General features: G+C 58.5%; 21 protein-coding genes. 10 read left to right on the top strand and 11 right to left on the bottom strand.

The window, feature by feature from the left end; genetic code table 11:
- The first annotated feature begins 172 nt into the window (after positions 1 to 172).
- Positions 173 to 2,521 (top strand): sensor domain-containing diguanylate cyclase, encoded by a 2,349-nt coding sequence (locus BM035_RS15635; protein WP_092033041.1) that lies wholly within the window; start codon positions 173 to 175, stop codon positions 2,519 to 2,521.
- On the opposite strand, the gene BM035_RS15630 is transcribed toward BM035_RS15635, so the two are convergent.
- Complete coding sequence (locus BM035_RS15630) at positions 2,504 to 3,274, bottom strand: sulfite exporter TauE/SafE family protein (RefSeq protein ID WP_092033038.1); 771 nt, start codon at positions 3,272 to 3,274, stop codon at positions 2,504 to 2,506. The two genes, BM035_RS15635 and BM035_RS15630, sit on opposite strands and share 18 nt — an antisense overlap.
- Positions 3,253 to 4,392, bottom strand: a complete 1,140-nt coding sequence (locus tag BM035_RS15625) for a hypothetical protein (protein WP_092033036.1) — start codon at positions 4,390 to 4,392, stop codon at positions 3,253 to 3,255. The genes BM035_RS15630 and BM035_RS15625 overlap by 22 nt, the downstream gene beginning before the upstream one ends.
- 52 nt (positions 4,393 to 4,444) lie before the next feature.
- Here BM035_RS15625 and BM035_RS15620 point away from each other — a divergent pair, with 52 nt between their 5' ends.
- Both BM035_RS15620 and BM035_RS15615 read left to right on the top strand, forming a co-directional pair.
- Positions 4,445 to 5,932: an amidase gene (locus BM035_RS15620; protein WP_053113585.1), complete on the top strand. Its 1,488-nt coding sequence runs from the start codon at positions 4,445 to 4,447 to the stop codon at positions 5,930 to 5,932.
- A 130-nt stretch (positions 5,933 to 6,062) separates the two neighbouring features.
- Positions 6,063 to 6,680: a hypothetical protein gene (locus BM035_RS15615; protein WP_053113587.1), complete on the top strand. Its 618-nt coding sequence runs from the start codon at positions 6,063 to 6,065 to the stop codon at positions 6,678 to 6,680.
- Positions 6,681 to 6,697: 17 nt separating this feature from the next.
- Here the strand turns inward: BM035_RS15615 and BM035_RS15610 are convergent, their stop codons facing one another.
- The 4 genes from BM035_RS15610 to BM035_RS15595 form a co-directional block, all read right to left on the bottom strand.
- On the bottom strand, positions 6,698 to 7,699 hold the full coding sequence (locus BM035_RS15610) for a HupE/UreJ family protein (RefSeq protein WP_227507864.1): 1,002 nt from the start codon (positions 7,697 to 7,699) through the stop codon (positions 6,698 to 6,700).
- 125 nt (positions 7,700 to 7,824) lie between these two features.
- Positions 7,825 to 8,943: a tetratricopeptide repeat protein gene (locus BM035_RS15605; protein WP_053113591.1), complete on the bottom strand. Its 1,119-nt coding sequence runs from the start codon at positions 8,941 to 8,943 to the stop codon at positions 7,825 to 7,827.
- A gap of 76 nt (positions 8,944 to 9,019) precedes the next feature.
- The gene (locus tag BM035_RS15600; RefSeq protein WP_053113592.1) at positions 9,020 to 9,256 is read right to left on the bottom strand and encodes a hypothetical protein; all 237 of its coding nucleotides are present in this window, start codon (positions 9,254 to 9,256) and stop codon (positions 9,020 to 9,022) included.
- Positions 9,257 to 9,269: 13 nt separating this feature from the next.
- Positions 9,270 to 10,754 (bottom strand): DUF4331 domain-containing protein, encoded by a 1,485-nt coding sequence (locus tag BM035_RS15595; protein WP_053113594.1) that lies wholly within the window; start codon positions 10,752 to 10,754, stop codon positions 9,270 to 9,272.
- A 156-nt stretch (positions 10,755 to 10,910) separates the two neighbouring features.
- Here BM035_RS15595 and BM035_RS15590 point away from each other — a divergent pair, with 156 nt between their 5' ends.
- Both BM035_RS15590 and BM035_RS15585 read left to right on the top strand, forming a co-directional pair.
- A complete protein-coding gene (locus BM035_RS15590) occupies positions 10,911 to 11,468 on the top strand; it encodes a sigma-70 family RNA polymerase sigma factor (RefSeq protein WP_092033033.1) in 558 nt (185 codons plus the stop codon).
- Entirely contained in the window at positions 11,465 to 12,166 is a 702-nt protein-coding gene (locus BM035_RS15585; protein ID WP_092033032.1) for an anti-sigma factor, read from the top strand. The genes BM035_RS15590 and BM035_RS15585 overlap by 4 nt, the downstream gene beginning before the upstream one ends.
- 7 nt (positions 12,167 to 12,173) lie before the next feature.
- On the opposite strand, the gene BM035_RS15580 is transcribed toward BM035_RS15585, so the two are convergent.
- A complete protein-coding gene (locus BM035_RS15580) occupies positions 12,174 to 13,595 on the bottom strand; it encodes an HDOD domain-containing protein (RefSeq protein ID WP_092033029.1) in 1,422 nt (473 codons plus the stop codon).
- A 211-nt stretch (positions 13,596 to 13,806) separates the two neighbouring features.
- On the opposite strand from BM035_RS15580, the gene BM035_RS15575 reads away from it, so the two are divergent.
- The 3 genes from BM035_RS15575 to BM035_RS15565 all read left to right on the top strand — a co-directional run bounded on the left by BM035_RS15575 (position 13,807) and on the right by BM035_RS15565 (position 16,450).
- A complete protein-coding gene (locus BM035_RS15575) occupies positions 13,807 to 14,814 on the top strand; it encodes a methionine ABC transporter ATP-binding protein (protein ID WP_008176987.1) in 1,008 nt (335 codons plus the stop codon).
- The gene (locus BM035_RS15570; protein WP_008176989.1) at positions 14,814 to 15,479 is read left to right on the top strand and encodes a methionine ABC transporter permease; all 666 of its coding nucleotides are present in this window, start codon (positions 14,814 to 14,816) and stop codon (positions 15,477 to 15,479) included. Before BM035_RS15575 ends, BM035_RS15570 begins: the two co-directional genes overlap by 1 nt.
- Positions 15,480 to 15,667: 188 nt before the next feature.
- Positions 15,668 to 16,450: a MetQ/NlpA family ABC transporter substrate-binding protein gene (locus tag BM035_RS15565; protein WP_014579024.1), complete on the top strand. Its 783-nt coding sequence runs from the start codon at positions 15,668 to 15,670 to the stop codon at positions 16,448 to 16,450.
- A gap of 78 nt (positions 16,451 to 16,528) precedes the next feature.
- On the opposite strand, the gene BM035_RS15560 is transcribed toward BM035_RS15565, so the two are convergent.
- On the bottom strand, positions 16,529 to 17,182 hold the full coding sequence (locus BM035_RS15560; RefSeq protein ID WP_062783364.1) for a peroxiredoxin: 654 nt from the start codon (positions 17,180 to 17,182) through the stop codon (positions 16,529 to 16,531).
- A 122-nt stretch (positions 17,183 to 17,304) separates the two neighbouring features.
- Positions 17,305 to 18,666, bottom strand: a complete 1,362-nt coding sequence (locus BM035_RS15555) for an alanine/glycine:cation symporter family protein (protein WP_092033027.1) — start codon at positions 18,664 to 18,666, stop codon at positions 17,305 to 17,307.
- A gap of 182 nt (positions 18,667 to 18,848) precedes the next feature.
- Between BM035_RS15555 and BM035_RS15550 the strand changes: the two genes are divergently transcribed.
- Both BM035_RS15550 and fghA read left to right on the top strand, forming a co-directional pair.
- Positions 18,849 to 19,280 (top strand): CBS domain-containing protein, encoded by a 432-nt coding sequence (locus BM035_RS15550; protein ID WP_008176998.1) that lies wholly within the window; start codon positions 18,849 to 18,851, stop codon positions 19,278 to 19,280.
- A 30-nt stretch (positions 19,281 to 19,310) separates the two neighbouring features.
- Positions 19,311 to 20,153: an S-formylglutathione hydrolase gene (fghA, locus tag BM035_RS15545; protein ID WP_008177000.1), complete on the top strand. Its 843-nt coding sequence runs from the start codon at positions 19,311 to 19,313 to the stop codon at positions 20,151 to 20,153.
- Between the two features lie 14 nt (positions 20,154 to 20,167).
- Here the strand turns inward: fghA and BM035_RS15540 are convergent, their stop codons facing one another.
- On the bottom strand, positions 20,168 to 21,292 hold the full coding sequence (locus BM035_RS15540; protein ID WP_092033022.1) for an HD-GYP domain-containing protein: 1,125 nt from the start codon (positions 21,290 to 21,292) through the stop codon (positions 20,168 to 20,170).
- Positions 21,293 to 21,709: 417 nt separating this feature from the next.
- A complete protein-coding gene (locus BM035_RS15535) occupies positions 21,710 to 22,654 on the bottom strand; it encodes an IS5 family transposase (protein WP_011784145.1) in 945 nt (314 codons plus the stop codon).
- Positions 22,655 to 22,725: the final 71 nt, after the last annotated feature.

The raw sequence follows: 22,725 nt of genomic DNA, 5'->3' as shown, positions 1-22,725 counted from the left end.
ATGTGCAAAAATGGAACTAAATAATAACGATTATCATTGAATTTGCAAGCGTGTAATCTGACTTCAGCACCCCCTCTGTTAGACTTAACCCAGAGATAAGAGCCACAAAAAAGCGTGAGAACGGAGGTTAGGTCATTACTGGTTGTCGAACCCGCTGCGGAGTCTGGATGTCATGCTGATCAAGCGATGGTTGGGCAGCCTGGCGAATCGGGCCGTTGCGCTGGTGGTTGTCGCGATCATCCTGACAGCCTTGCTGGTAACCGTCGCCGGTTTCCTGCTTAGCCGTTCTGAGCTGGAACAGCAGGCCCGTAACCAGGTGGAAACGATTGCCACCCTGATTGCCGGGGAGCTGGACGACAAGCTCGCCCTGCGTCTTGAAGCACTCAATCACGTGGCCCAGAACCTGACCATGTCCAGCGATGTTCTGGACGCAAGAGCCCGGGTTCTGATCCGCCGGCAAACAGCCCTGGGTCACCTGTTCGATGCGGTCTACCTGATGGATGAAAAGGGCCTGGTTATTGCCGAGCATCCAGAGGATTACCACCAGGCGGGGTTGAATGTCAGTGACCGGGAGTATTTTCGCCGGATTTCCTCCACGCTCACACCAGTGATCAGCGAGCCCTACATCTCCAACTATCAGGACAAGCCGGCCATCATGGTGGCCGCGCCGATCTTCGACCACCGCCAGCGTTTCATTGGTGTGATTGGTGGCGCCATCGCCCTGGATGGCAACAATTTTCTTGATCAGTTTATCAATATCCGCATAGGAACTTCCGGTTATCTGGGAGTGGCAACCCGGAGTGGTTTTGTGGTCGTCAATCAGCGGGGTGACGAAGCCATGACGCCGGTGCGGGTAGCGAATCCTGTGCTCCGGGATGCCATGGAGGGCTTTGAAGGCACGCTGGAGACTCGCAGCAGCGACGGGGAAAGAACCATCATGTCGGTACAGCAGCTGACCCAGGTGCCCTGGTTTGTCTCCGCTTCCTGGCCGGCCCGCGAAGCCCTGGCGCCGATCACCCGCACCGTGGACGCGTTTGTCTGGATTCTGCTGCTGGTCATCCTTTTGATTGCGCCTCTGGCGCTCTGGCGTTTCCGGCGATTGATGGCGCCGCTGAAAACATTAGGCATGCAGATTCAGGAACGCCACTTTGGTATGCGTTCCGATCCGGTGGATGTCTCCGGAGGCAAGGAAATCCGCCGGGTCGCGGAGATTTTTAATACGGTGACCGATGAGCGGGACGAGGTACTGATATCCCTGGCCGAAAGAGAGGCGTTTTTCCGCTCCCTCACCCAGAGTGCGCCTATCGGTATCGTCCAGACAGACGTTCTGGGCCGTATCGAATTCGCCAATCCGGCCTTTGAGGCTATCGTCAGCCAGCCGGCGGAAGATCTCACCTACAGTTACCTGGCTAATCGCGTCCATGAGACCGACAGGCAGGAGGCGATTGCCGGTTGGAGAAACGCGATCAGGAATCAAAGTGTTTTCCGGGGCCGGTTAAGGCTGGCGTCGCCTGCTCCGGATCAGGTGATCTGGGGGGATGTGATGACGGCAGCAATTCAGACGCCGGAAAAGGCCCTCGGTACCATCACCGTAGTCCGCGACATTTCCCATGAACTGGAGGTGGAAGAGGCGCTCAGGACAGAGCAGCAGCGCGCCGAGACGATACTTCGCGTCCTCCAGGAAGGGGTTCTCATGGTGGACGTCGAGGGTGTGATACGGTTTGCCAACGATGCCGCCTGTCGGCTTCTGGGAACAGAGGGTGAGTGCTTACTCAGGAACTTTTTCCAGCTGGTCACCATTGAAGCTGAAGAGCGGGAATTGACAGCGCAGGAGTTCCTTTCTGGAGAAGATCTGGACAGTCTTTACGTGACTCTGCGGAACTCGCTGGGTGTGCCCTTCCCGATTGATCTCACTATGTTGCACATTCGTCAGGGTCGCGAGGATGAGCGCCTGGTGTTCGTGTTACGGGATGACAGCGACCGCCGCCGGCAGGAGGAGCTGCTGTCCTGGGAGGCAACCCACGACAGTCTGACCCAGTTGCTGAATCGGCGCGCGTTCAATGCGTCGCTGGTCCGCTGCCTTGGGGAGTCCGGTCGCCAGGAAGTCCGTTCGGTACTGATGCTCATTGATCTCGACTACTTCAAACCGGTAAACGATGAAGGTGGTCATCTGCTCGGCGACGATCTGCTCAAACGGCTGGCGGACCTGTTCAAGGACTCGGTTCGCCAGTCCGATACCGTGGCCAGGCTCGGCGGGGATGAGTTTGGCATTATTTTGCCCGCCTGTGGCATGGCAAGGGCGCAGGCTCTGGCGGAACGGATCCGCGCTGATGTTGAGGCTCTTCGCCTTGAGCATGACGGCCGGTCATTCGGTGTAACCACGAGTATCGGCCTGACGGAACTGACACCGGAAGACAGCGGCCCCCGGGAGGTTATGGCCCGGGCGGATGAGGGTAGCTACATCGCCAAATCCCGGGGACGTAACAGGGTTGTTGTGGTGCCGTCACCACCAGCCGGCTGAGAGACTGGCCTGCCAGAGCAGGCGAATCGCCAGCGCGGTCAGCACGATATTAAAGATCAACGTGAACTTGCTGTTGCTCAGGGAACGGAGCACATGCAGCCCAAGCCAGGTCCCGGCAAAGCCGCAGGCAATCATGGCGAGAATGAAGGGCAGCCACTCGAAGAACATGAAGCCCGCCGCCCCGAACACCAGCGCCTTGGGCGCATGCTGCAGTGTCATGGCAGTGGCAAACGTGGCGACGGTTCTGAACCGGTCGGTATGAATCTGCTTGATGAACGCTGCAACGAGTGGCCCGGTGGCGCCCACGAACAAACTGACGAAACTGGTCAGCGCCGACGCCAGGAATACCCCAGGGGCACCAAATGCACCTTTGGGCAACGCCGGCCCCCAGCACAGGTAGAGAACGAAAAGCGCGATGGTCAGCTGCCAGATATGGGCCGGAAGATTCACCAGCAACCAGGCGCCCAGGGCCGCGCCTACCATGACGCCGGGCAGGAACGCGGCAATGACCCGCCAGTCCACGTGTCGCCAGGTCAGTGCTGCCCGACCAACATTGGAACCCAGCTGGATCATGCCGTGAACCGGAATAATGGCGGCGGGCGGCATCCAGCTGGCCATAAGTACCAGCAGCAGAACCCCGCCACCCGCGCCGAGACTGGCAGTGATCATCGAGGTGATGGTGGAACTGGCTAGCAGGAAAACGGCGACTGGAAGGCTCAGGCTTTCGGGTATCAGTTGGTGGAGTACTTCCATTCGCAGAATTCCGTTGATTTCAGTTTGGCCGTGCGACACAGGGCCTCGGTTGCCAGTTGAACGTCGGCCACATAGTAGAGCGACGCAAGACCGAGGCGGTCCCGCCCCAGATTGTGAAAAATCAGGCCGAAGGCAATATCGCCGGCGGTAAAGCGTTCATGGTTGGCGGCAAAATACTCTGCTGGTTGCGACAGCACTGGATCGTCCAACAACGCCTGAACCCGTCCGGCGCCGCCATGATACGCCTGAACCAATAGAAGGGTGAACAGACGGTCCCTCTTGGCTTCTGGCAGATGACCAAACCGTTGCTCGAAAACCGGTGCCAGATTGCGGGCATTCTGGTTCATCAGCCGCAGGGCGCAGTCGATCTGTGCCAGCCGATGCCAGAAATTGTTGGGGGCAATCTGGCAGTCGGACAGAGCCGCAGGTGACAGCTGCAGGATGCCCCTGGCGTTTGCCCGGGAATGGGCTCTTGCCTGTGCGCCACTCTCAATCAGGATCTGGCCCGCCAGGTAGCGGGGCAAGGCTTGTGGCAGAGTCAGGCGGTTCTGGTTGCTGCGGTGTTCGTACACGTAGATCAGTGCATCATGAAGGCTTTCCGGAGCACTGCTGTCGGCAAAGTTGAGGTCGTCCCAGGCGCCCCAGATCCGGTCTGCCGGCAGGGTGCCAAGATAACGGGCAACGGCTTCATCAACGTTTACATGGGGTTGGTCGCAGGAAAGGGCGAACGGATAGCCGGTCTGGCCGGTCTCGCCGGCAACCCAGTCTTCCACCTTGTCATTCTCATACAGTGATTTTCGGGTGGTGTTCAGCAGGCGCTGGGTGGCCTCGCGGTCTTCGCCATCACTGATCCAGGCCAGAAAGCGCCCCCGCATATCGTAGAGGACGTGGCGCTCGGCACTGGCGCAATAGCCGGATTCTTTTAATACCCAGCGCCGGATGGTGAGGATGTTTTCAAATACCCCCTGGCTGACCCAGTAGGGCGAGGACCGGACCACGCGAGTCCAGTCGCTGTCTTCACTGGCCGCTGGCGGCGGGTCCTGGGCGGCAACGGCAACCGGCGCTGCCAGGATGAAAATCACGGCAAGCTGGCGTAAGCTCTTGAGAATTCTGACCATAGACGATATACCCGTGACCTTCCTCAAAACAGAATAACAAAGGGAACCTGCCATGAAGCAATCTGAATATCTTCGTTACGATGCTACCGCACTCGCTGATCTTGTCCGTCGGGGTGAGGTCACTTCAAGGGAAGTATGCGAGGCAGCGGTTGAGCGGGCAACCCGCGTGAACAGCACACTTAATGCGATCTGCTATCCGCAGTTCTCCGAGGCGCCAGCACAGCACTTCCCCGAGCAGGCGGTTTTTGCCGGCGTGCCCCTGCTGCTCAAGGACCTCGCCCAGGAGCAGGCGGGTCACCCGTGTACCTACGGCAGCCGGGGGCTGATAAAGAATATTGCGCCCCAGGATTCGGAATTTGTCCGCCGGGCACGGGACGGTGGGCTGGTTTTCCTGGGGCGAACCGCCACGCCGGAGTTTGGTCTGAAAGCGGTGACCGAGTCTGAGCTCTGGGGGCCAACCCGCAACCCCTGGAACACGGAGCTGACCCCGGGTGGCTCAAGTGGCGGCTCCGGCGCGGCGGTGGCGGCCGGCATTGTACCCATGGCCGGCGCCAACGATGGCGGCGGCTCCATCCGCATTCCAGCTGCCTACAATGGCCTGTTTGGCCTCAAGCCGTCCCGGGGACGCATTTCCTCGGGTCCCTTTATGGGTGAAGCCTGGACCGGTGCGTCTACCGACCATGTGGTCAGCCGGACGGTGAGAGACAGTGCGGCGATGCTGGATGTGCTCAGTGGGCCGGCTCCGGGCGACCCGTTCGAGATTCCCGGGCCGTCTGCGGCCTACTCCGAGCTCATGCAGCGGTCTCCGGGCAAGCTAAGAATCGGCGTGTTCACGTCTTCACCCTACAATACGGAGGTAGCACCGGAGTGCGTTGCAGCCGTGGAGGAAACGGCCCGGGTTCTCGAGAATCTGGGTCACAGGGTTGAGTATGCTGCGCCGGAATTCGACGGCATGGCCCTGGCCCGCTGCTACCTCGGCCTGTATTTCGGTGAAGTGTCGGCGCTGATGGCGAAGGCGAAAGAGCAGTTCGGCGCCACCGACAGCGATTTCGAGCTGGATACCCGGCTGATTGGCATGCTTGGTGAGACGATGCCGCTGTCCGACTATGTCCGGCGGCGCCAGCAGTGGAACGAGTTTGCCAGGGCGCTGGGTGCGTTTTTCGGGAGTTACGATCTCTACCTCAGCCCGACCACCGGGCAGTTGCCGGCCGCCATCGGCGAACTGGAAACGCCGGCCCACCTCAAATTCGCTGCCCGTCTGATGCTGAAATTGAAGGCCGGTAAACTGGTTCATCGCTCTGGACAGGTGGATCAGATGGCCCTGGAAAGCCTGGCCCGGACGCCGTTTACCCAGTTGGCAAACCTGACCGGGACACCGGCCATGTCTGTGCCGATGCACTGGACTGCCGAAGGGTTACCGGTCGGGGTCCAGTTTGGCGGTCCCCACGGCGCCGAAGCGACCCTGCTTCAGCTGGCGGGCCAACTGGAAGAGGCCAATCCCTGGTTCAGCAACTACGAAAGGCTTGAGGACGCGTTCTGAGGTATCCGGGGTTGTGATCCGGCTGGGGAAACTCCACGTTTATCTTTGTAGCCGGAACAGGCTATGCTGTTAGTCAGGAAGACCCCTTCTTCCTGAACGACCCTGATGGCATCGAGGAGGCGAGCGTATTATGAACCAACCGATGGCAATCGACGAACTGGTATCAGTAGCACAGGCCGAGGCCATGGGGGAGTTAGACGCCCCCATGATGGCCATCGTCCTGTCCAGCGAACAAAGCTATGACTTGCCCATCAATTCCCTTGAAACCGATGCCGACAAGGCCCGCTGGGGGTTGATCCTCCGCGCCGCCCGCGAGCATGTTGAAGCGGATGCCGTGGCCGTGCTGTACCCGGCCTGGACCACCATCCGTCACAAGAAACCCGAAGTGGAAGCCGAAGCGGCCCCGGAAGCCATTGAGGAAGAAGCCGAGGGTGCCGACGATTCAGACGGCCCCATCGACACCCTGTTCGTGCAACTGCACACCAGGGATCACGTCTACTGGCGGGGTTTTGAACAGATTCGGGATCCCAAACACCAGCGCATCATCGGCTTCCGCCGGATCAAGGCGCTGTCCACCGATTACAAACGGGACGAAGCACCCTCCGTAGCCTCCTGGCTGAGCACCCTGTTCGAGCCGTTGCCGGAAGAAGGTGAAGAGACTAACGTAGACCGCGAGCTGGCCGACCTGCTGGAAGAGCCGGAAGTCAGCGCCGCACTTTATCCGCGTCAGATGCGGGCCCTGCATTAAGGTCATCCGGTGCGCGCTCAGGACAGGGGCGCGCGCTGGACAACCCAGAACAGGCTGATAGCACCTATGCCGGCCAGCATCACTGGCACGGCGCCCTTTTGATACATCCGATTTTTACCCAGGTAATACAGCACCGGGAATCCCACGACCAGCAGCGCCAGTTGACCGAGTTCCACACCGAGGTTGAAACCTGCCAGCGCCACCGCCAGCCCGGATACGCCACTGGTGAGATCGCCCAGAACACTGGCGAAGCCAAAACCGTGCACCAGACCGAATCCGAACGCGAGCTTCCAGGTTTTGTGCCCGAGAATCGGCCAGGCCACGTTCAATGCTGCCAAGCCAATGGAAAGCGCGATAACCGTTTCCACCCATGCGATGGGGAGTGAAACGATATCGAGGGCGGCCAGCGCCAGCGTGATGGAGTGCGCCAAGGTAAAGGCCGTGATAATGCCGGCCAGTTCAAGCAGACGGCCCCGCAAGGCTCGTGACTGGCCGCTGGATGCCTGGTTTTTGGCAGTGGACAGCGTTGCCGGAATGACCAGAACCAGCAGAAACAGGATGTGGTCCAGGCCGATAAGTAGGTGGATAACGCCCTCGTAAACGAAGGTGGTAAACACACCGAAATAGCCCGGGGTGTCCGTGCCTGTCAGATCCAGCGTTCGGGAATCGGGCCCCAGTACGGTCAGACGTTTCTGCCCATCATGGTCAAGGCTCACCAGGCCCCGATGCAGTGCATCCTGTTCAAACAGTAGGTTGTACTCAAGCGCTCTCGGCGGCTCACCATCGGGGCACTGGATAGCGTAACGGGCAGCGGAATAGAATCCGTCACTGTGCTCGCTGATACCCCAAGTCTTACCGGCCAGACCGCAGTTGCCACTGCTGTTCGAAAAGGTGAGCGCGGATTCGATGGTCCGCGTAATTTCTGGTCTTGCCTGTCGCAGTTCCTGACCGGATATTTCGTTATCTCCGTTGCTATCAATGCTCACGAGCAGCGCGAGGTCCCGTAGTGCAACATCCATTCGAAGTTCCGTCGGACCGCTGTTCAGGTAAAGAAAGCTGTCGCTTGCTTTGTGTGCTGCTGCCATCCCACTGGCTGACATCAGCGCTATTGTGGTCAAGGCGAGCCAGATTCTTATTGTTATCCTCATTGTTTGAACTCCGGATAGCGGGCATCGATCTGACCCTGCTGACTGAGCCATTCGCTCACTCTTTGATGCTGGGCCCTGTCACCTGAAGCCAGAGCAGCTCTGAGCGAAAGCCGGGTGTCCAGGGGCTCCCTCTGACTCTCCCAGTTTTCGATCGCCAGTCTCAGGGCATCGTGCGGCTGGTTCTCTACATCCAGCAGGAAACGGGCAACATCTCTGGCGTGCAGTAAAGTGCCTCGCCACCGGGCCTCTTCAAATCGTTGCCGTAAACGACCGATCAGTTCGTCACTGCCCGGGTGGCCGGAGCGTTTCATGGCGATGGCCCGAATCACGGCCAGTGTGTCAACGGCCTCGAATCCCAGGGTGAGTGTCAAAACGCGCTCGAACTGGTCCTGCTCAAGGTGCCAGTCGGCAAGTTGGGCTCGGATATACAGGTCGCTCGGAGATGCCTGCAGAACCCTTCGCCAATGCAGTTCGGCTTCGGGCAGGCCTGCCTGGGCCGCGATATCGCCAAGTGTGCCTTCGGTCCAGAGTCGACTGGTGGAATCAGCAGGCTGGCGGCCTGTCGCCTCGGCGAGTTGTTGCGCAAGATTCCGGTAGGCTTTTTGAGGGTCGGCTGTCCTCGCCTGCACGGAAGCCAGGCAGCTCTTCGCTATCAGGCCGGGATAGTCCGACTGAAGTGCCTGACAATTCCGCCCGGCCTCGGTGTAACGACCTTGAACCAGCTCGAGATTGGCAAGGGTCAGGCGAGCCTGGATACGCTGTTGATTGTCCGAAGAGCTTGAAAGTACCTGTTCAAGATCGGCGCGGGCGGAATCAAATTGATGCAGGCTCTGGCGCAGGGTTGCCCGGAGCACTCGCAGCCGGTCGGTCAGCTGCTCGTCCGGCCAGCGGTTAATCAATGTCTGGGCGTACCCCATGTATCTCGGATCACCACTGGCCCTGGCCTGTGTGATCAGCATTTGCAGACGGTCCCCAACCACTTCGGGGGAATCCGTCTCCCGTAAGAGCTCGTTAGCGGCGCCGGGTAACTCGGTCAGTATTTCATTGTCATTGAACTCCGTGATGATGGGATCCGGGGCGGCGTGTATCTGGCAGGGCGCGAAAATCGCGATCAACCAAAAAATCCTGCCCCGAAGGGCAGGCAAGGATAAGGCCGGCCCGAAACAACGGGGAAACCGGCCAAGTGGAGTGTTATTGAAGCAGGTCATCGAATGCCTGTGGATTATTCTGGTCATTGAAACTCAGGTCGATGCCGTTGACGTTCGCCGGCTGGGCGTCGTCGCTTGTCCGGGCGAACTGGGTTTTAACAAACGTTGTAAAGTCGACGGTCACAGCCGGCCTTTCCGATCGGCTGTTGGAGCCGTCGAAGCAACCTGCCATCAATAACGCAATCGCGCAGACGGCCGTAAGTTTTGTGAGGGACCTCATGGCTACCTCCCGGTTATTCGTTGGGTGAACCGGCGATGGGTGTCGCCAGGTAAGGGAACGACTCATAGTCTGCGGGCAGGCTGGTAGGATCCGCTGCCAGCTGGACGCCGTCGGTGTACTCGAGGCTGCCATCAGGCGCATCGGCGGGGTCTGCCAGTACACCCATGGCGACGCGAAGCGCAATGTCGACGGTGTCATCGTAGGGCCGACGGCCATTCGGGAAGCCGGCGTTGTCACCCGCCAGAACACCGAGATCGTTCTGGCTGTTCAGCGGCGTTGGTGCAACGGCGGGCGTCAGTCGCAACATTTCGGAGGCAGTTACGCCCTCAGGCATGTTGACTCCCGGTACGCCGGTGAGGAATGCCGTGACAAGATCGTTGCGCGGGAAGTTGTTCGGTGCAGTTACGGGGAACAGCACTTCCAGAAGCTCCGGCAGTGTCGGGTGTGTGACATAGGTGGCGAACTGCCCATCATCCTTGGGTTCACTGGCGTTGAAACGGTCTTTGTCCTTGAGCCCGATAACCACCTCATTTACCAGTGGCATGCCCAGACGCGAAACCTGGGTATAGGCACCACCTTCAACGGTTGCGCCCCGGCCTGCGGTGCTGGGAGCAGGGTTGATGATACGTGCCTGCCGGACGCTCGCTGTAGTCCAGGCACCGATTACGGGCTGGCCGTTGGAGTTCATGGCGGTGCCGGTCAGGCAATCGGTAGGCACCTCAAGGGCAAAGGAGGTGACGTTCTTGTCAGCCAGATCACCGGGGCCTTCACCATTCCGGGGGCCAAGCGGGTTGGTGTTAACCAGGTCGAAGATTTCACCCAGGTTCACCGCAAACGCCTCCTGGCGCTGCCCGACAAATACCCGACCGTTGGTTCCGCAGCCGGGAATGGCGATGTTAAACACGTGCTGGCTGGCGTAGCCGGCGTAATCACCAAAGGACTTTGCACCGATGTTATCCAGGGGTTTGTCAAAGACTTCGGTACCGGTGTTCACGTTGGTGGCTGCCTGCACGGAACCGGTGCGACGATCCCCGGAAATGACATCCACTGTGTAGGTTTGTCGCAATTGAACGTTGGCCCCGTCACTTGCATCGCCAATGTTTTTGAGGGGCACAGATACCATCCGCTGGTCGCCATCCGGCCCGACCGGCAACTGAATGTCGTTCAGGTTGTCTTCCAGCTGGAAACGGAACGTCAGGTCCTCAACGGCATCGCCGTCGTTGTCGACGTGAATTTCATAGATGGCGTCGTCATCCAGATCAAAATAATTGGGACCGCCATAGGCATCCTGCAGTGGCAGGTAATTGGCAATCAGGGTTACGAAGTCGCTTCTGCCACTTTCGTAGCTCCGGAACATATAAAAGTCAGTGCCGTCGACCTTGGGGATTTCGGTGATGAAGGGCGCTTCACGGTGACTCGAAGCCTGGGCCAGGCCGGTGGCGAGGCAGGTTCCGGCCACGGCGATAGCGAGGCTGGACCGCTTCAGAATTGTTTTCATGTTGTTTTCCTCTCTGTGTTTGGGTGCGTCGGGGGAAGGAACGGGTGGTGGACGTCAAAAGTTGCAGCTGTTGCAAAAAAACTTTCTTGGTAGACACGCAACTTCCGCGTTCCCGCGCTCGTACCTTTTGCAGTTACCAGAAAAATGAGGGTGTTTATGGCTTATGCCGAGGTGAATCAGGACGAGTTGATGCGCTTGCTGCGGTCAGTGGCAAGGAAGGACCGGAAAGCGTTTCAAGAACTCTATAGCAAGGTCGCGGCGAGGATGTTCGGCCTTTGCATCAAGCTGGCAAACCATCGTGAGCTGGCCGAGGAAGCAATGCAGGAGAGCTTTATTCAGATCTGGCATCACGCGGGCGAGTACCATCGGGACAGGGGTGCGCCGCTCGGTTGGATGATGACCATTGCGCGCTACCGGACCCTGGACCTGATGCGAGCCCGCAAAGTACGGCAGACGACCGGAGATGAGCACCTTGACAAGGTTGAGGACAACCGTGGTGGACCTCTGGATGACTCCTTGCGGATCTCCGGGTCGGCCCAGCTCACGGGGTGCCTTGAAGAGCTCAGTGATGTTCAGCGTGACAGCATTCTGCTCGCCTACTACCGGGGTTTCACTCACGATGAGCTGTCGAAAACCCTGAGCTCACCCGTTGGGACGGTGAAAAGCTGGATTCGAAGGGGGCTTATGGCATTGAAGAGGTGTCTTGAGCGATGAAAAAAACACCCGAGCGCGTAGAGATTCTTGCGGCGGAATATGTTCTGGGTTCTTTGAAAGGCCCTGCTCGCCTCCGCTTCGAGGGATGGATGATGGAATCCGGTCGGGTTCGTCAGGAAGTCTGGTTCTGGGAGCAGCAGCTCGGCGCCCTGTCGACGATCGCCATCCCGGAGACGCCCCCGCCAAGCATCTGGTCGGGCATCCAGCAACGGTTGTGGCCCGAACACTCCAAACCGAAAGCCCCGGTTTCCTCAAGAGCCGGATGGTTTTGGCCAGGCTGGGGATTGACGGCAACCGCAGCGGCGGTCTTTTTCGCCGTTCTGTTAGTTTTACAGCCGTCTCCCGTTCCAGAAAGGCCCATGTTAGCCGGGGCGATCATCGAGGCCGAACTTGGCGACCCGCTGTGGCTGTTAAGTGAGACGGATCGTGGCAACCTGCTGAAATTGCGCGCTGTTGCCGCAGGCTCCGCGGAGTCCGGTAAGGATTATGAGCTCTGGGTTGTACCAGAGGAGGGGCGGCCTCTTTCGCTAGGGGTCCTGCCGGCGAGTGAAACTCACCAGGTGGGGCTGTCGGATGAAGCTCAGAGCTCATTGAGCGGCAGCCGGACCCTTGCGATCAGTCTCGAACCCGAAGGTGGCTCACCGACTGGGGCTCCAACCGGGCCGATTCTGCACGTCACCAAGCTCTACGAGCTGTGAACGAGCGTTAATGTGTAGAGATCAGGTTCAGGCAGAGCTGCGCATTCTGGATAAAGTGGCCAAACGCTGATAACTGCTCTTTTGAGGGTAGGTAAGCGCCGGCTGCATTGTCCGCGTAAAACAGGCCGATCAGACGACCATTCGCCTTGATCGGCCCGATAAGCGCCGGCACTTTGCCAAGCCACTGATCGTAAGGTACGCCTTCCGAGTTCCGTTTGGGTTCGTAGATGCTGCAATGGGCATGGGGCAGAAGCGAGCCCAGTGGCCCGCTGCCATCCTTACGGATTACAAAATGCTGTCGCCATTCTTCGGTGCCGCGGCCTCCGAGCTTTCGGGGCACCAGTTCGTTGCCGGTTCGGTCACTCATCAGCAGAGCGACTCGCTGCATACCGACAGCCCTGTGGATGCCCTCAATGATCAACTGGCATACTTCGTTGATGTCCGGTTTCTCCGCCAGGCAATGGCTCAATTCACGCAGAATTTCCAGCTGAAGTTCCGGGTCCATTTCCGGAGCCGTCGCCCCGCTGTCGCCGGCCTTGCCTTCGGCGCCCGGCATCATGGCGGTTACCTGGGGGATGCCGAGGGAGACTGCCACCCGAGTCGCCTCCGAGGCGTTTACCTTGAGCCGGTCGCGAACCACGGCCGGGCTCTCGCCAATGTCCTTGCCCAGGCGTTCGAGTAGCTGATCCATTTCCGGACCGCTCCAGCCCTGTTCCGACAGACGGGCCATTTCCACGGAATTCCGGACCAGGCTCGAGGCCATGGAATTGGCCTGCCCCGGCGAGACGACATCCTTGATGAATGGTCCCAGGGACCAGGCATCCACGAGGCCCCGGGTAATTTCGGTAAAGGTAGAGTGCAGCACGGCCTTTTGCGCCTCTACCGGGGGCTCTTCAAGGCGCAGCCGTTCTTCCAGTTCGGCGGCCTGGTCGGTTTCGCAGGACCAGAAGGCCAATTCACCAATGTTCATCAGCAAGGCCCCGATAAACACCTCTTCAAGCGCGGTCTCGTTGCGTTTCGGCATCAGACACCTGGCCTGAACCGCGGCGTGAATTGCACGGGCCAGACAGCGCAACAGATGAGGACGGTCGTTGCGTTTCAACAGCGTGTCGACAATCAGGGAGGAGATGGCCATGGATTTCACGGCATCGAAGCCGATCAATGTAATGGCGCGGCTGACGGTGCTGACCTGGGTGCGGGTCTGGTTGTAAAAGACGGTATTCGACAGCCGCAGAACCTGAGAGGTGAGCTGGGCATCGTTGAGGATGACGTTGGCCAGTTCGTTAACCGTGCTGTTTCGGCTGTCCGTCAACTCATTGATACGCTTGAGAGTGTTGGCCAGAACCGGCAGCTCGACCTTGCTGAGATAAGTGACCCATGCCTGGGTGGAGTTCATCCGTGAGGGCGTTGGCTGTTTTTCAATGGTCACGTTTTGGCATCTCTGGGTGGCGCGGCTCTCGAAACGGAGGGAAATTAAGGTTCTTGTGACATCCAAGTTTAGTTCAGGGCTGTGGCGGATGTCAGGTAACCGTTTGTGTAGGGATATCTACCCACACTGAGAATCATTCCGGAATTCGGGTTTGCCAACCGAATGGGCTATAATCGCCGGTTTTTAACGCTGCACCCACAAGGCGCTGACCGTGATTGTATTTGACCAGGTACAGAAGTCGTATCAGGTAGGCGGCCGGGCGATCCCCGCGCTTCATCCCACCGATATGACCATTGAAACCGGCGAGGTATTCGGCATCGTTGGCCATTCCGGCGCCGGTAAATCGACGCTGGTGCGTCTGATCAACCTGCTGGAACCACCCACCGGCGGTCGTATTCTGATCGACGACGAGAACATCACCGACTACGACGCTGCCGAACTCCGTGCCTTTCGCCGCAAGGTGGGAATGATCTTCCAGCACTTCAACCTGCTGTCGTCGAAAACCGTGGCGGACAACATTGCCTTCCCCATGAAGCTGGCGGGCATCTACTCGAAGACCGAGATCCGTGACCGGGTTGAGGAACTGCTGGCCCGGGTGAGCCTTACCGATCACGCCAACAAATACCCGTCGCAGCTCTCCGGCGGGCAGAAACAGCGAGTGGGCATTGCCCGCGCCCTGGCCTGCCGGCCCACGATCCTGCTGTGCGACGAAGCGACCAGCGCCCTCGACCCGCAAACGACCCAGTCGGTGCTGAAGCTACTTGCCGACATCAACCGTGAGCTGGGCCTGACCATCGTACTGATCACCCATGAAATGGACGTGGTGCGCCGGGTCTGCGATCGCGTGGCAGTGATGGACGCTGGTGAAGTGGTCGAAATGGGACCGGTCAGCGAGGTGTTCCTGCACCCGAAGCACCCGACCACACGAGACTTTGTCTTCGAGAGCGAAAGCATTGACCGGGACGAACTCCAGGAAGACCTGAGCAAGGCCAGCGGCCGGATCCTCCGCCTGACCTTCAAGGGCGAATCCACCTATAAACCGCTGCTGGGCAGCGTTGCCCGGGAATCCGGCGTGGATTTCAGCATTCTTTCCGGCCGAATCGACCACATCAAGGACACACCCTACGGCCAGCTGACCCTGTCACTGGTGGGCGGTGATCTTGAGGTGGCCATGCAGGCGCTCAAGGCTGCCGACGTTCACGTGGAGGTGCTGCGCTGATGGAAGACCTGTTAAGCAATGTAGACTGGACCGAAATCGGCTGGGCCAGCTGGGATACCCTGGTCATGGTGGGTATGTCCCTGCTGTTCAGCGTCCTGATCGGCCTGCCCATCGGCGTTCTTTTGTTCCTGTTCGGCAAACGCCAGCTGCTGGAACAGCCCGTGGCCTATGCGGTGCTGTCGTTCGTCGTGAACGTGCTACGTTCCGTGCCGTTCATCATCCTGCTGATCGTTATGATCCCCTTCACCGTAATGCTGATCGGCACGTCCCTGGGCGTGGCCGGAGCAATCCCGCCGCTGGTGGCTGGCGGTGCGCCGTTCTTTGCACGGTTGGTGGAAACTTCCCTGCGAGAAGTGGACCGCGGCATCATCGAGGCCACACAGGCCATGGGCGCCAGCGTTAAACAGATCATCTTCGGTGCTCTGTTACCGGAAGCGCTTCCGGGCATCATCGCCGGTATCACCGTTACTGCGATCACTCTGGTTTCCTACGCGGCCATGTCCGGCGTTATTGGTGGCGGTGGCTTGGGCGACCTCGCCATCCGCTTCGGCTATCAACGATTCCAGACCGACGTAATGGTCATTACAGTCGCGCTACTGGTTATTTTCGTACAGGTGCTGCAGATGGTCGGCGACCGTCTGGTTCTGTACTTCAGCAGAAAGTAGAAAAGCTGGATATAGGCCGGTGGGCGGTCGGAGTACCCTTCCGAAAACGTGGAGCGCCAGGGATGGCGCGACCGAGCCCTACACGGACGTATTCACGGGCGTTTTTCGGAAGGGTACTCCGACCGACCGCCGGCCGTACTCCGATCCCGAACTCATTTGTTCAAGATGCTCAACAGGAGAATCGATCTATGAATCTGAAGAAAACACTCGCAGCATTGGCTGCCGCAGCTACGTTCTCCGGCGCCGTTGCTGCCGAAGAACTCTCTGTCGCTGCAACACCGGTTCCCCATGCCGAGATCCTGGAATTCGTGAAGCCGCAGCTGGCCGAGCAGGGCGTGGAACTGGACGTGAAGGTATTCACCGATTACATCCAGCCGAATATCCAGGTGGACCAGAAGCGGATGGACGCCAACTTCTTCCAGCACCAGCCGTACCTGGATGAATTCAACGAAGGCCGTGGTACCAACCTGGTAACCGTGACCGGCGTTCACGTTGAGCCGTTTGGCGCCTACTCCAGCAAGATTGAGTCGCTGGACGAGCTGAAAGAAGGTGCTGTGGTTGCCATTCCGAACGACCCCACCAACGGTGGCCGTGCGCTGCTGCTCCTGCAGAAGGCCGGCGTGATCACCCTGAAAGACGAGAGCAAGATCACTGCAACACCCCGTGATATCGCCGATAACCCGAAAGATCTCGACTTCAAGGAACTGGAAGCTGCCACCCTGCCCCGTATCCTTAACCAGGTCGACCTGGCGCTGATCAATACCAACTATGCGCTGGAAGCCGGCCTGAACCCGTCTGAAGATGCATTGGTAATTGAGGGCTCCGAGTCACCTTATGTGAACATCCTGGTGGCCCGTCCGGACAACAAGGACAGCGAGGCTATGCAGAAACTGGCTGCGGCTCTGAAGTCTGATGCGGTTCGCGACTTCATCATGGAAAAGTATGAGGGTGCAGTGGTTCCGGCATTCTGATTGCCTGATCCACGACCATGAAAAAGGCCGGACAGCGAATGCTGCCCGGCCTTTTTTATAGGCTTAAGAGGCTAGTGATCAGTCACCGCTCCAGTTGGCTTTAGGGTCTGGTGTCATCCGCAGGTAGGATTTCACCGCCTTGTAGCCTTTCGGGAAGCGTTGCTTGATTTCTTCCTCGTCCTGAAGGGACGGAACGATAACCACATCGCCACCACGCTCCCAGTTGCCCGGGGTCGCGACCTTGTGTTCGTCGGTCAGCTGCAGCGAATCGATCACCCGCAGAACTTCGTTGAAGTTACGACCGGTGCTGGCCGGGTAGGTGATCATCAAGCGAACCTTCTTGTTCGGGTCGATCACGAACAGCGAGCGCACGGTGAGGCTGCTGTCGGCATTCGGGTGAATCATGTCGTACAGCTGGGACACCTTGCGATCATGGTCTGCAATGATCGGGAAATTTACCGCGCAGCCCTGGGTTTCATTGATGTCTTTGATCCACTCGTGGTGGGAATCGACCGGATCAACGCTCAGTGCGATGGCCTTGACGCCGCGCTTGGCGAACTCGTCCTTCAGTTTGGCGGTCAGGCCCAGCTCGGTGGTGCAGACCGGGGTAAAATCCGCCGGGTGTGAAAACAGCACGCCCCAGCTGTCGCCGAGCCAGTCGTAAAACGAAATCTTCCCTTCACTGGAGTCCTGCTCAAAATCGGGTGCGGTATCTCCGAGACGTAAAGTCATGTGTACTCTCCTTCGATCATGGTAGTGACAATTTCGTTTGTTATACCGGCAAGAAAGCTGCCGGGTTGTATTCTGCCTATATACCTCAAACCTTGGTGCCATATGAGGCAATTACAAGGGGCTCAAACCCCCAATGCCTTCTCTTTCTCAAAGTGCTCCCGGGTAAGCTTGAACACGACCGGGCTCAGCATCAGCAGGGCGATCAGGTTTGGCAGCGCCATCATGGCATTCAGGGTGTCTGCCACCAGCCAGACGAAGCCCAGGTTGAGGGTGGCGCCAACAGGGATGGCCAGAATCCATGCAACGCGGTAAGGCACAATTGCCTTTACGCCGAACAGGAACTCGATACAGCGCTCGCCGTAGAACGACCAGCCAAGAATGGTTGTAAAGGCAAAAACCGCCAGGGCGATAGCTACAAGATAGTTGCCAACGCCGGGTAGCGCCTCCTGGAAGGCCATGGACGTCAGGGCAGCGCCGGACTCCCCGGAGGTCCAGGTGCCGGAGGTGATAATTACCAGGCCGGTGATGGTGCAGATAATAATGGTGTCAATGAAGGTGCCAAGCATGGCCACCATACCCTGGTTGATCGGGTTACGGGTTTGCGCCGCGGCGTGGGCAATGGGCGCGGAGCCGAGGCCCGCTTCATTGGAAAAGATGCCTCGCGCCACACCGAAACGGATTGCGGCCCACACGGCTGCACCGGCAAATCCACCCTCGGCGGCGATGGGGCTGAAGGCGTGCTTGATCACCAGGGAAAAGGCGGCAGGGATGTCGGCGGCGTTAATCGCCAGCACCACCAGCCCGGCAATCAGATAGGAAACCGCCATCAACGGCACCAGGGCACTGGCAACATGGCCGATCCTGCGGATGCCACCAATCAGGACCATGCCCACCAGGACCATGAGCACCAGGCCAGTCAGCCAGTGTGGCAGTCCGAAGTTGGTTTCCATGACATCCGCCACCGAATTGGCCTGAACCGTGTTGCCGATGCCGAAGCCGGCAATGGCGGCAAAGACGGCAAACAGGACGCCAAGCCAGGCCCACTTGCGACCCAGGCCGTTGCGGATGTAATACATCGGGCCGCCCACGTGGGCACCGCGTTCGTCGACTTCGCGGAAACGCACCGCCAGGACCGCCTCGGAGTACTTGGTGGCCATGCCCACAAGGGCCGTAAGCCACATCCAGAAAAGCGCGCCGGGGCCCCCAAGGAACACGGCTGTGGCAACCCCGGCAATGTTGCCTGTGCCAACGGTGGCTGAGAGCGCTGTCATCAACGCCTGGAACGGCGGGATTTCACCCTCGGATTCAGATCCCGCGGCGGAGCGGCCTTTCCACATCAACCGGAAACCGGCGCCCAGCTTCAGCACCGGCATCAGCTTCAGGCCCAGGCTGAGGAATAGCCCGACGCCCAGAATCAGAACCAGCATGGGTGGGCCCCAGACCAGTCCGTTTATCTGTCCTACAAATTCAGAAATAGCTTCCATGGGATCTCCCTCTGTCTGCCATGGATTGGTTTGGATTTTTGACCCGGATTGGGTATAACCGGCTGAGTTTAGTCAGAAATTTTCCCATGTAAACCGATGGCCCGGTAAAAGTGGTGGATTCAGGGGTGATTGCCTATGCTCATTACAATGGCGACCATCCACCGAGGAGAGAGATTCTGCCCATGCGTTCACTCAAAGTTTCAGATGTCATGTGGAACCACATCGAGCCGGTCCGCTGTGGCACGCAGCTCACCAAGGTGGTAAAGACGCTGCTCCACAACCACGTAACCGGTCTTCCGGTTGTTGATGACCAGCGCCATGTTATCGGATTCATCTCCGAGCAGGACTGTATCCATGCCCTGCTGGTCAGCGGCTATCACCGTGAGGGCGATCCACTTGTTGACGACGTCATGTTCCGGAAACCGGTGACGATTTCGGCAGAGATGGCCGTTGTGGATCTTGCCCAGAACCTCGGTGCGGGCAAGCCAAAGGTGTACCCGGTTGTGGATCACGGCAAACTGATTGGTATTGTCACCCGTACTGCTATCCTGGCCGAGTTGGCGCGCACCGGTTTCGGTCTGGAGCCGCCAAAGCACGCCAGTGCCCTGGACTGAAACACACTTATTTTCTGAATTGAGGACACTATGGAACTCCTATCCACGAACGTCTGTTTCGAAGGCGAGCACCGCCGCTACCGGCATACTTCCGCTACCCTCGAATGCGACATGGAGTTTGCGGTGTACCTGCCGCCCGTGGCTGTGGGCTCCAACCCGAAGAAGGTGCCGGTTCTCTACTGGCTATCAGGGCTGACCTGCACCGACCAGAATTTCATGCAAAAGGCGGGTGCCCAGAAACGGGCCGCTCAGCTGGGGATGGCCATCGTTTGTCCTGACACCAGCCCCCGTGGAGTGAACCTGCCGGGCGAGGATGACAGTTATGACTTTGGCTCCGGCGCCGGCTTCTACATCAACGCCACAGAGCAACCCTGGGCACCCCATTACCGGATGTACGACTACGTGGTGAAGGAATTGCCGCAGTTGATCGAGAATGAATTGCCGGTAACAGACAAGCGCTCCGTCAGCGGCCACTCCATGGGCGGCCACGGCGCTCTGATCTGCGCCCTGAAGAATCCGGGCCGCTACGCCTCGGTGTCGGCGTTTGCGCCCATCGCCAACCCAACCGAGTGCCCCTGGGGCCAGAAAGCCTTCAAGGGCTATCTTGGAGACGATCCGCGAAGTTGGGAAGAATGGGATGCCACATTGCTCATTCCCACCGCTCGGGAGCGGTTGCCGCTACTGGTGGACCAGGGCACGGCGGACGAGTTTCTGGACAGCCAGCTGAACCCGGATGCGCTGGCGGACGCCTGTGAGAAGTTCCACCATCACATCAACCTGCGCATGCACCGGGGCTATGATCACAGCTATTTCTTCATTGCCTCATTCATTGATGATCACCTTGATCATCATGCAAAAGCACTGGGTTTATAGCATGGTGACATTGGTCAGGAGCGGAAGCCCCAGACCAGGCTGAAGTCCATGGAAGGCATGACTTCCGGCTCTTCCAGGGACTGGATGCCGAAATCCGGCTCGCTGGTGTCCCGCTCGAAGGTGCCGGTGTAACGGTTGCCACGGGGACCGAAAATGGCTTTGACGAAAGGTCCCCGGGCTCTGACTGGCCGGCGGGTAACCACGCCCACTTCGTTGTTTTCCAGACGAACCAGAATGCCGGGCGGATACTCCCCGAGAATCTGCAGCAGGGCCTTGGGGATGGCCGGTCGGAACTTGCCGTCGGCCAGGTTGGCAATCAGCTTCCGGGCGTCGGCCACATTCATGCGCTGCCGGTAGGCCCGTTTGGTGATCATGGCCACGTAACGCTCTGCCAGCGCCAGGATCTCCGCTTCCGGCCGTATTTCGGTGCCACTCAGACCTTTCGGATAGCCGCTTCCGTCGGCTTGCTCATGGTGTTGCGCAATGATGGTCAGCAGGAGCTTGTTATCGATGCCCGCGGCCTGCAGGGCCTGGATGCTGCGTTCGGGGTGTTTGCGAATGACGCCGCGCTGTTCATCGTTAAGCACTGTATTGGACGCATTCAGCTTGTCGGCGATGGGCACGAGGGCAAGATTGGCGGTAAGGGCGGCAGCAGTCAGTACTGCAACTCGTTTCTCCTCCAGGCCGAATTGCCGGCCAATAAACTGGCAAAGAATGGCGTAAAACAGGATCTGTTCGTGAATGACCGGGCCGATTGAGTAGAGGTGAACCAGTGCCAGGGTTGCATCGGGTGATTCCGTGCATGTGCGCTCGATCATCCGGGCCAGACCGAGGAGCCGTTTTTGGGCCGAAGGATCAGAATCGGTAATGGCTTTCAGGGTAGCTTCAAGGGAGTGGAGCAGGTCCGGGTAATCGGCAAACGGGTTCCTGTCCCGGTTATCCTCGAACACTTCTTCCTGAGGGCGTTCGATCTTGCGAGGTTTGAATCGGCCGCGCTCGAACAATTGCTCCAGCTGGGAATCTGTCTGAATCACATAGCCCTGGCGCAGAAGGATATTACCGTCTGCATCGTAGACGTCCCAGGGCAGGGGCCGGCCGATGGTCAGCGCCCCGGGCGCAATTCGGACAAGTTCGGTCAAATCAGCTGTCTCTGGTACAGGTTAATTGTGTCGCCAGTGTAACCCCGAATGCGGCTGGGGCTCCACTGGCGCGGGCTGGCTCTGGCCAGGAAGCAGTGTGGTTTTACCTGATTTTACCGCTGCCCCTGTTTCGGGAGGAAGAAAAAATGAGCAAGCGTTCACACTTTGTCTTTTTTGATAGAGAATATGTAAAGAATCGTTGTCCTTTAACGATCATTCAAATTGGTTGAGCTATTCTGGGATTCTGGATAGTACTTTTGTCGGACGAAAACGCTAAGGAAGGTCTGAATAACTGCTGATATTTGCCCATCTTGGGTTTAAACGGCAAAAAATCGAAGATTCAGACACTATTTTCCCTTTATTTGTGTGTTTTTTGCCCGTTTCCCGCCATTTTGGCGGAAAACAGGCGCACTGGCCCTACGCCAGCATGTATTTTTCACCGATCAGCAGGTTGCTAAACGCGGCCAGCAAATGCAACCGGTTGCTGTTCTTGGCAAGGCCGCGATAGCGGACCTTGCCATAACCAAAGACCCGCTTGATGTACCGGAAGGGATGCTCGACCTTGGCACGAACACTGGCTTTGATCTTCTCTGCTTTCAGTTTGTCGGCATCCAGCGTCTTCCGGGTGCCAGGCCGTTTGGCAATGAACCAGGAGACGTTTTTGCGGTGCTTATGCTCATCCCGCTTCTGAATGCCAAGGTAACCGGCGTCGCCGAAGACTCGTTGCTCTTCACCATGCAGCAGCTTGTCGGTGGGCACGATGTCGTGAACATTGGCAGCGGTGGTATCAATGCTATGAATCAGACCGAACGTGTCGTCGACACCAATGTGCATTTTCATGCCGAAGTGCCATTCGTTGCCCTTTCTGGTCTGGTGCATCTCCGGATCACGCTTGCCAGTTTGGTTCTTGGTGGAGCTGGGAGCAGAGATGATGGTGGCATCTACGATGCTTCCTTCACGCAACATCAAGCCGTTTTTCTCCAGGTGTTTGTTCACCTCTTTAAACAGCGCCTTGCCAAGACCGTGCTGCTCCAGGAAATGCCGGAAGTTGAGAATCGTCGTCTCATCTGGCAAACGGTCCAGCTTCAGACCCGCGAAGTGCCGCATGGATTCGATCTCGTACAGCGCGTCTTCCATGGCCGGATCGCTCAAGTTATAGAACAACTGCATGCAGTGAACCCGCAGCATGGCAGGCAGCGGATAAGGGGGCCGTCCGTTCCGGCCCTTCGGGTAATAACGGGCTACCTTCTTCTCCAACTGCTTCCACGGAATCAGCTTGTCCATCCGTTCCAGAAAGATCTCGCGACGGGTCTTGCGCTTCTTGGTCTGGTATTCGGCTTCGGAGAAGGTGATCTGATCCATGCTGGCAACGATCCTATGCGATTGACGATGGCCGTATTATCGCTGATTTTGGAGACTTATTCAGAGCCTCC

Source organism: Marinobacter sp. DSM 26671, assembly GCF_900112835.1.
Lineage (GTDB): Bacteria > Pseudomonadota > Gammaproteobacteria > Pseudomonadales > Oleiphilaceae > Marinobacter > Marinobacter flavimaris.
This window is presented reverse-complemented; position numbering and strand designations above follow the sequence as displayed.

Bases quoted from the DNA above. Each gene is read 5' to 3' on its own strand.
- BM035_RS15550 (WP_008176998.1), top strand. From the start codon at position 18,849: ATGCGTTCACTCAAAGTTTCAGATGTCATGTGGAACCACATCGAGCCG.
- BM035_RS15620 (WP_053113585.1), top strand. From the start codon at position 4,445: ATGAAGCAATCTGAATATCTTCGTTACGATGCTACCGCACTCGCTGAT.
- fghA (WP_008177000.1), top strand. From the start codon at position 19,311: ATGGAACTCCTATCCACGAACGTCTGTTTCGAAGGCGAGCACCGCCGC.
- BM035_RS15600 (WP_053113592.1), bottom strand. From the start codon at position 9,256: ATGAGGTCCCTCACAAAACTTACGGCCGTCTGCGCGATTGCGTTATTG.
- BM035_RS15610 (WP_227507864.1), bottom strand. From the start codon at position 7,699: ATGGATGTTGCACTACGGGACCTCGCGCTGCTCGTGAGCATTGATAGC.
- BM035_RS15555 (WP_092033027.1), bottom strand. From the start codon at position 18,666: ATGGAAGCTATTTCTGAATTTGTAGGACAGATAAACGGACTGGTCTGG.
- BM035_RS15590 (WP_092033033.1), top strand. From the start codon at position 10,911: ATGGCTTATGCCGAGGTGAATCAGGACGAGTTGATGCGCTTGCTGCGG.
- BM035_RS15570 (WP_008176989.1), top strand. From the start codon at position 14,814: ATGGAAGACCTGTTAAGCAATGTAGACTGGACCGAAATCGGCTGGGCC.
- BM035_RS15585 (WP_092033032.1), top strand. From the start codon at position 11,465: ATGAAAAAAACACCCGAGCGCGTAGAGATTCTTGCGGCGGAATATGTT.
- BM035_RS15535 (WP_011784145.1), bottom strand. From the start codon at position 22,654: ATGGATCAGATCACCTTCTCCGAAGCCGAATACCAGACCAAGAAGCGC.
- BM035_RS15635 (WP_092033041.1), top strand. From the start codon at position 173: ATGCTGATCAAGCGATGGTTGGGCAGCCTGGCGAATCGGGCCGTTGCG.
- BM035_RS15625 (WP_092033036.1), bottom strand. From the start codon at position 4,392: ATGGTCAGAATTCTCAAGAGCTTACGCCAGCTTGCCGTGATTTTCATC.
- BM035_RS15560 (WP_062783364.1), bottom strand. From the start codon at position 17,182: ATGACTTTACGTCTCGGAGATACCGCACCCGATTTTGAGCAGGACTCC.
- BM035_RS15565 (WP_014579024.1), top strand. From the start codon at position 15,668: ATGAATCTGAAGAAAACACTCGCAGCATTGGCTGCCGCAGCTACGTTC.
- BM035_RS15615 (WP_053113587.1), top strand. From the start codon at position 6,063: ATGAACCAACCGATGGCAATCGACGAACTGGTATCAGTAGCACAGGCC.
- BM035_RS15630 (WP_092033038.1), bottom strand. From the start codon at position 3,274: ATGGAAGTACTCCACCAACTGATACCCGAAAGCCTGAGCCTTCCAGTC.
- BM035_RS15595 (WP_053113594.1), bottom strand. From the start codon at position 10,754: ATGAAAACAATTCTGAAGCGGTCCAGCCTCGCTATCGCCGTGGCCGGA.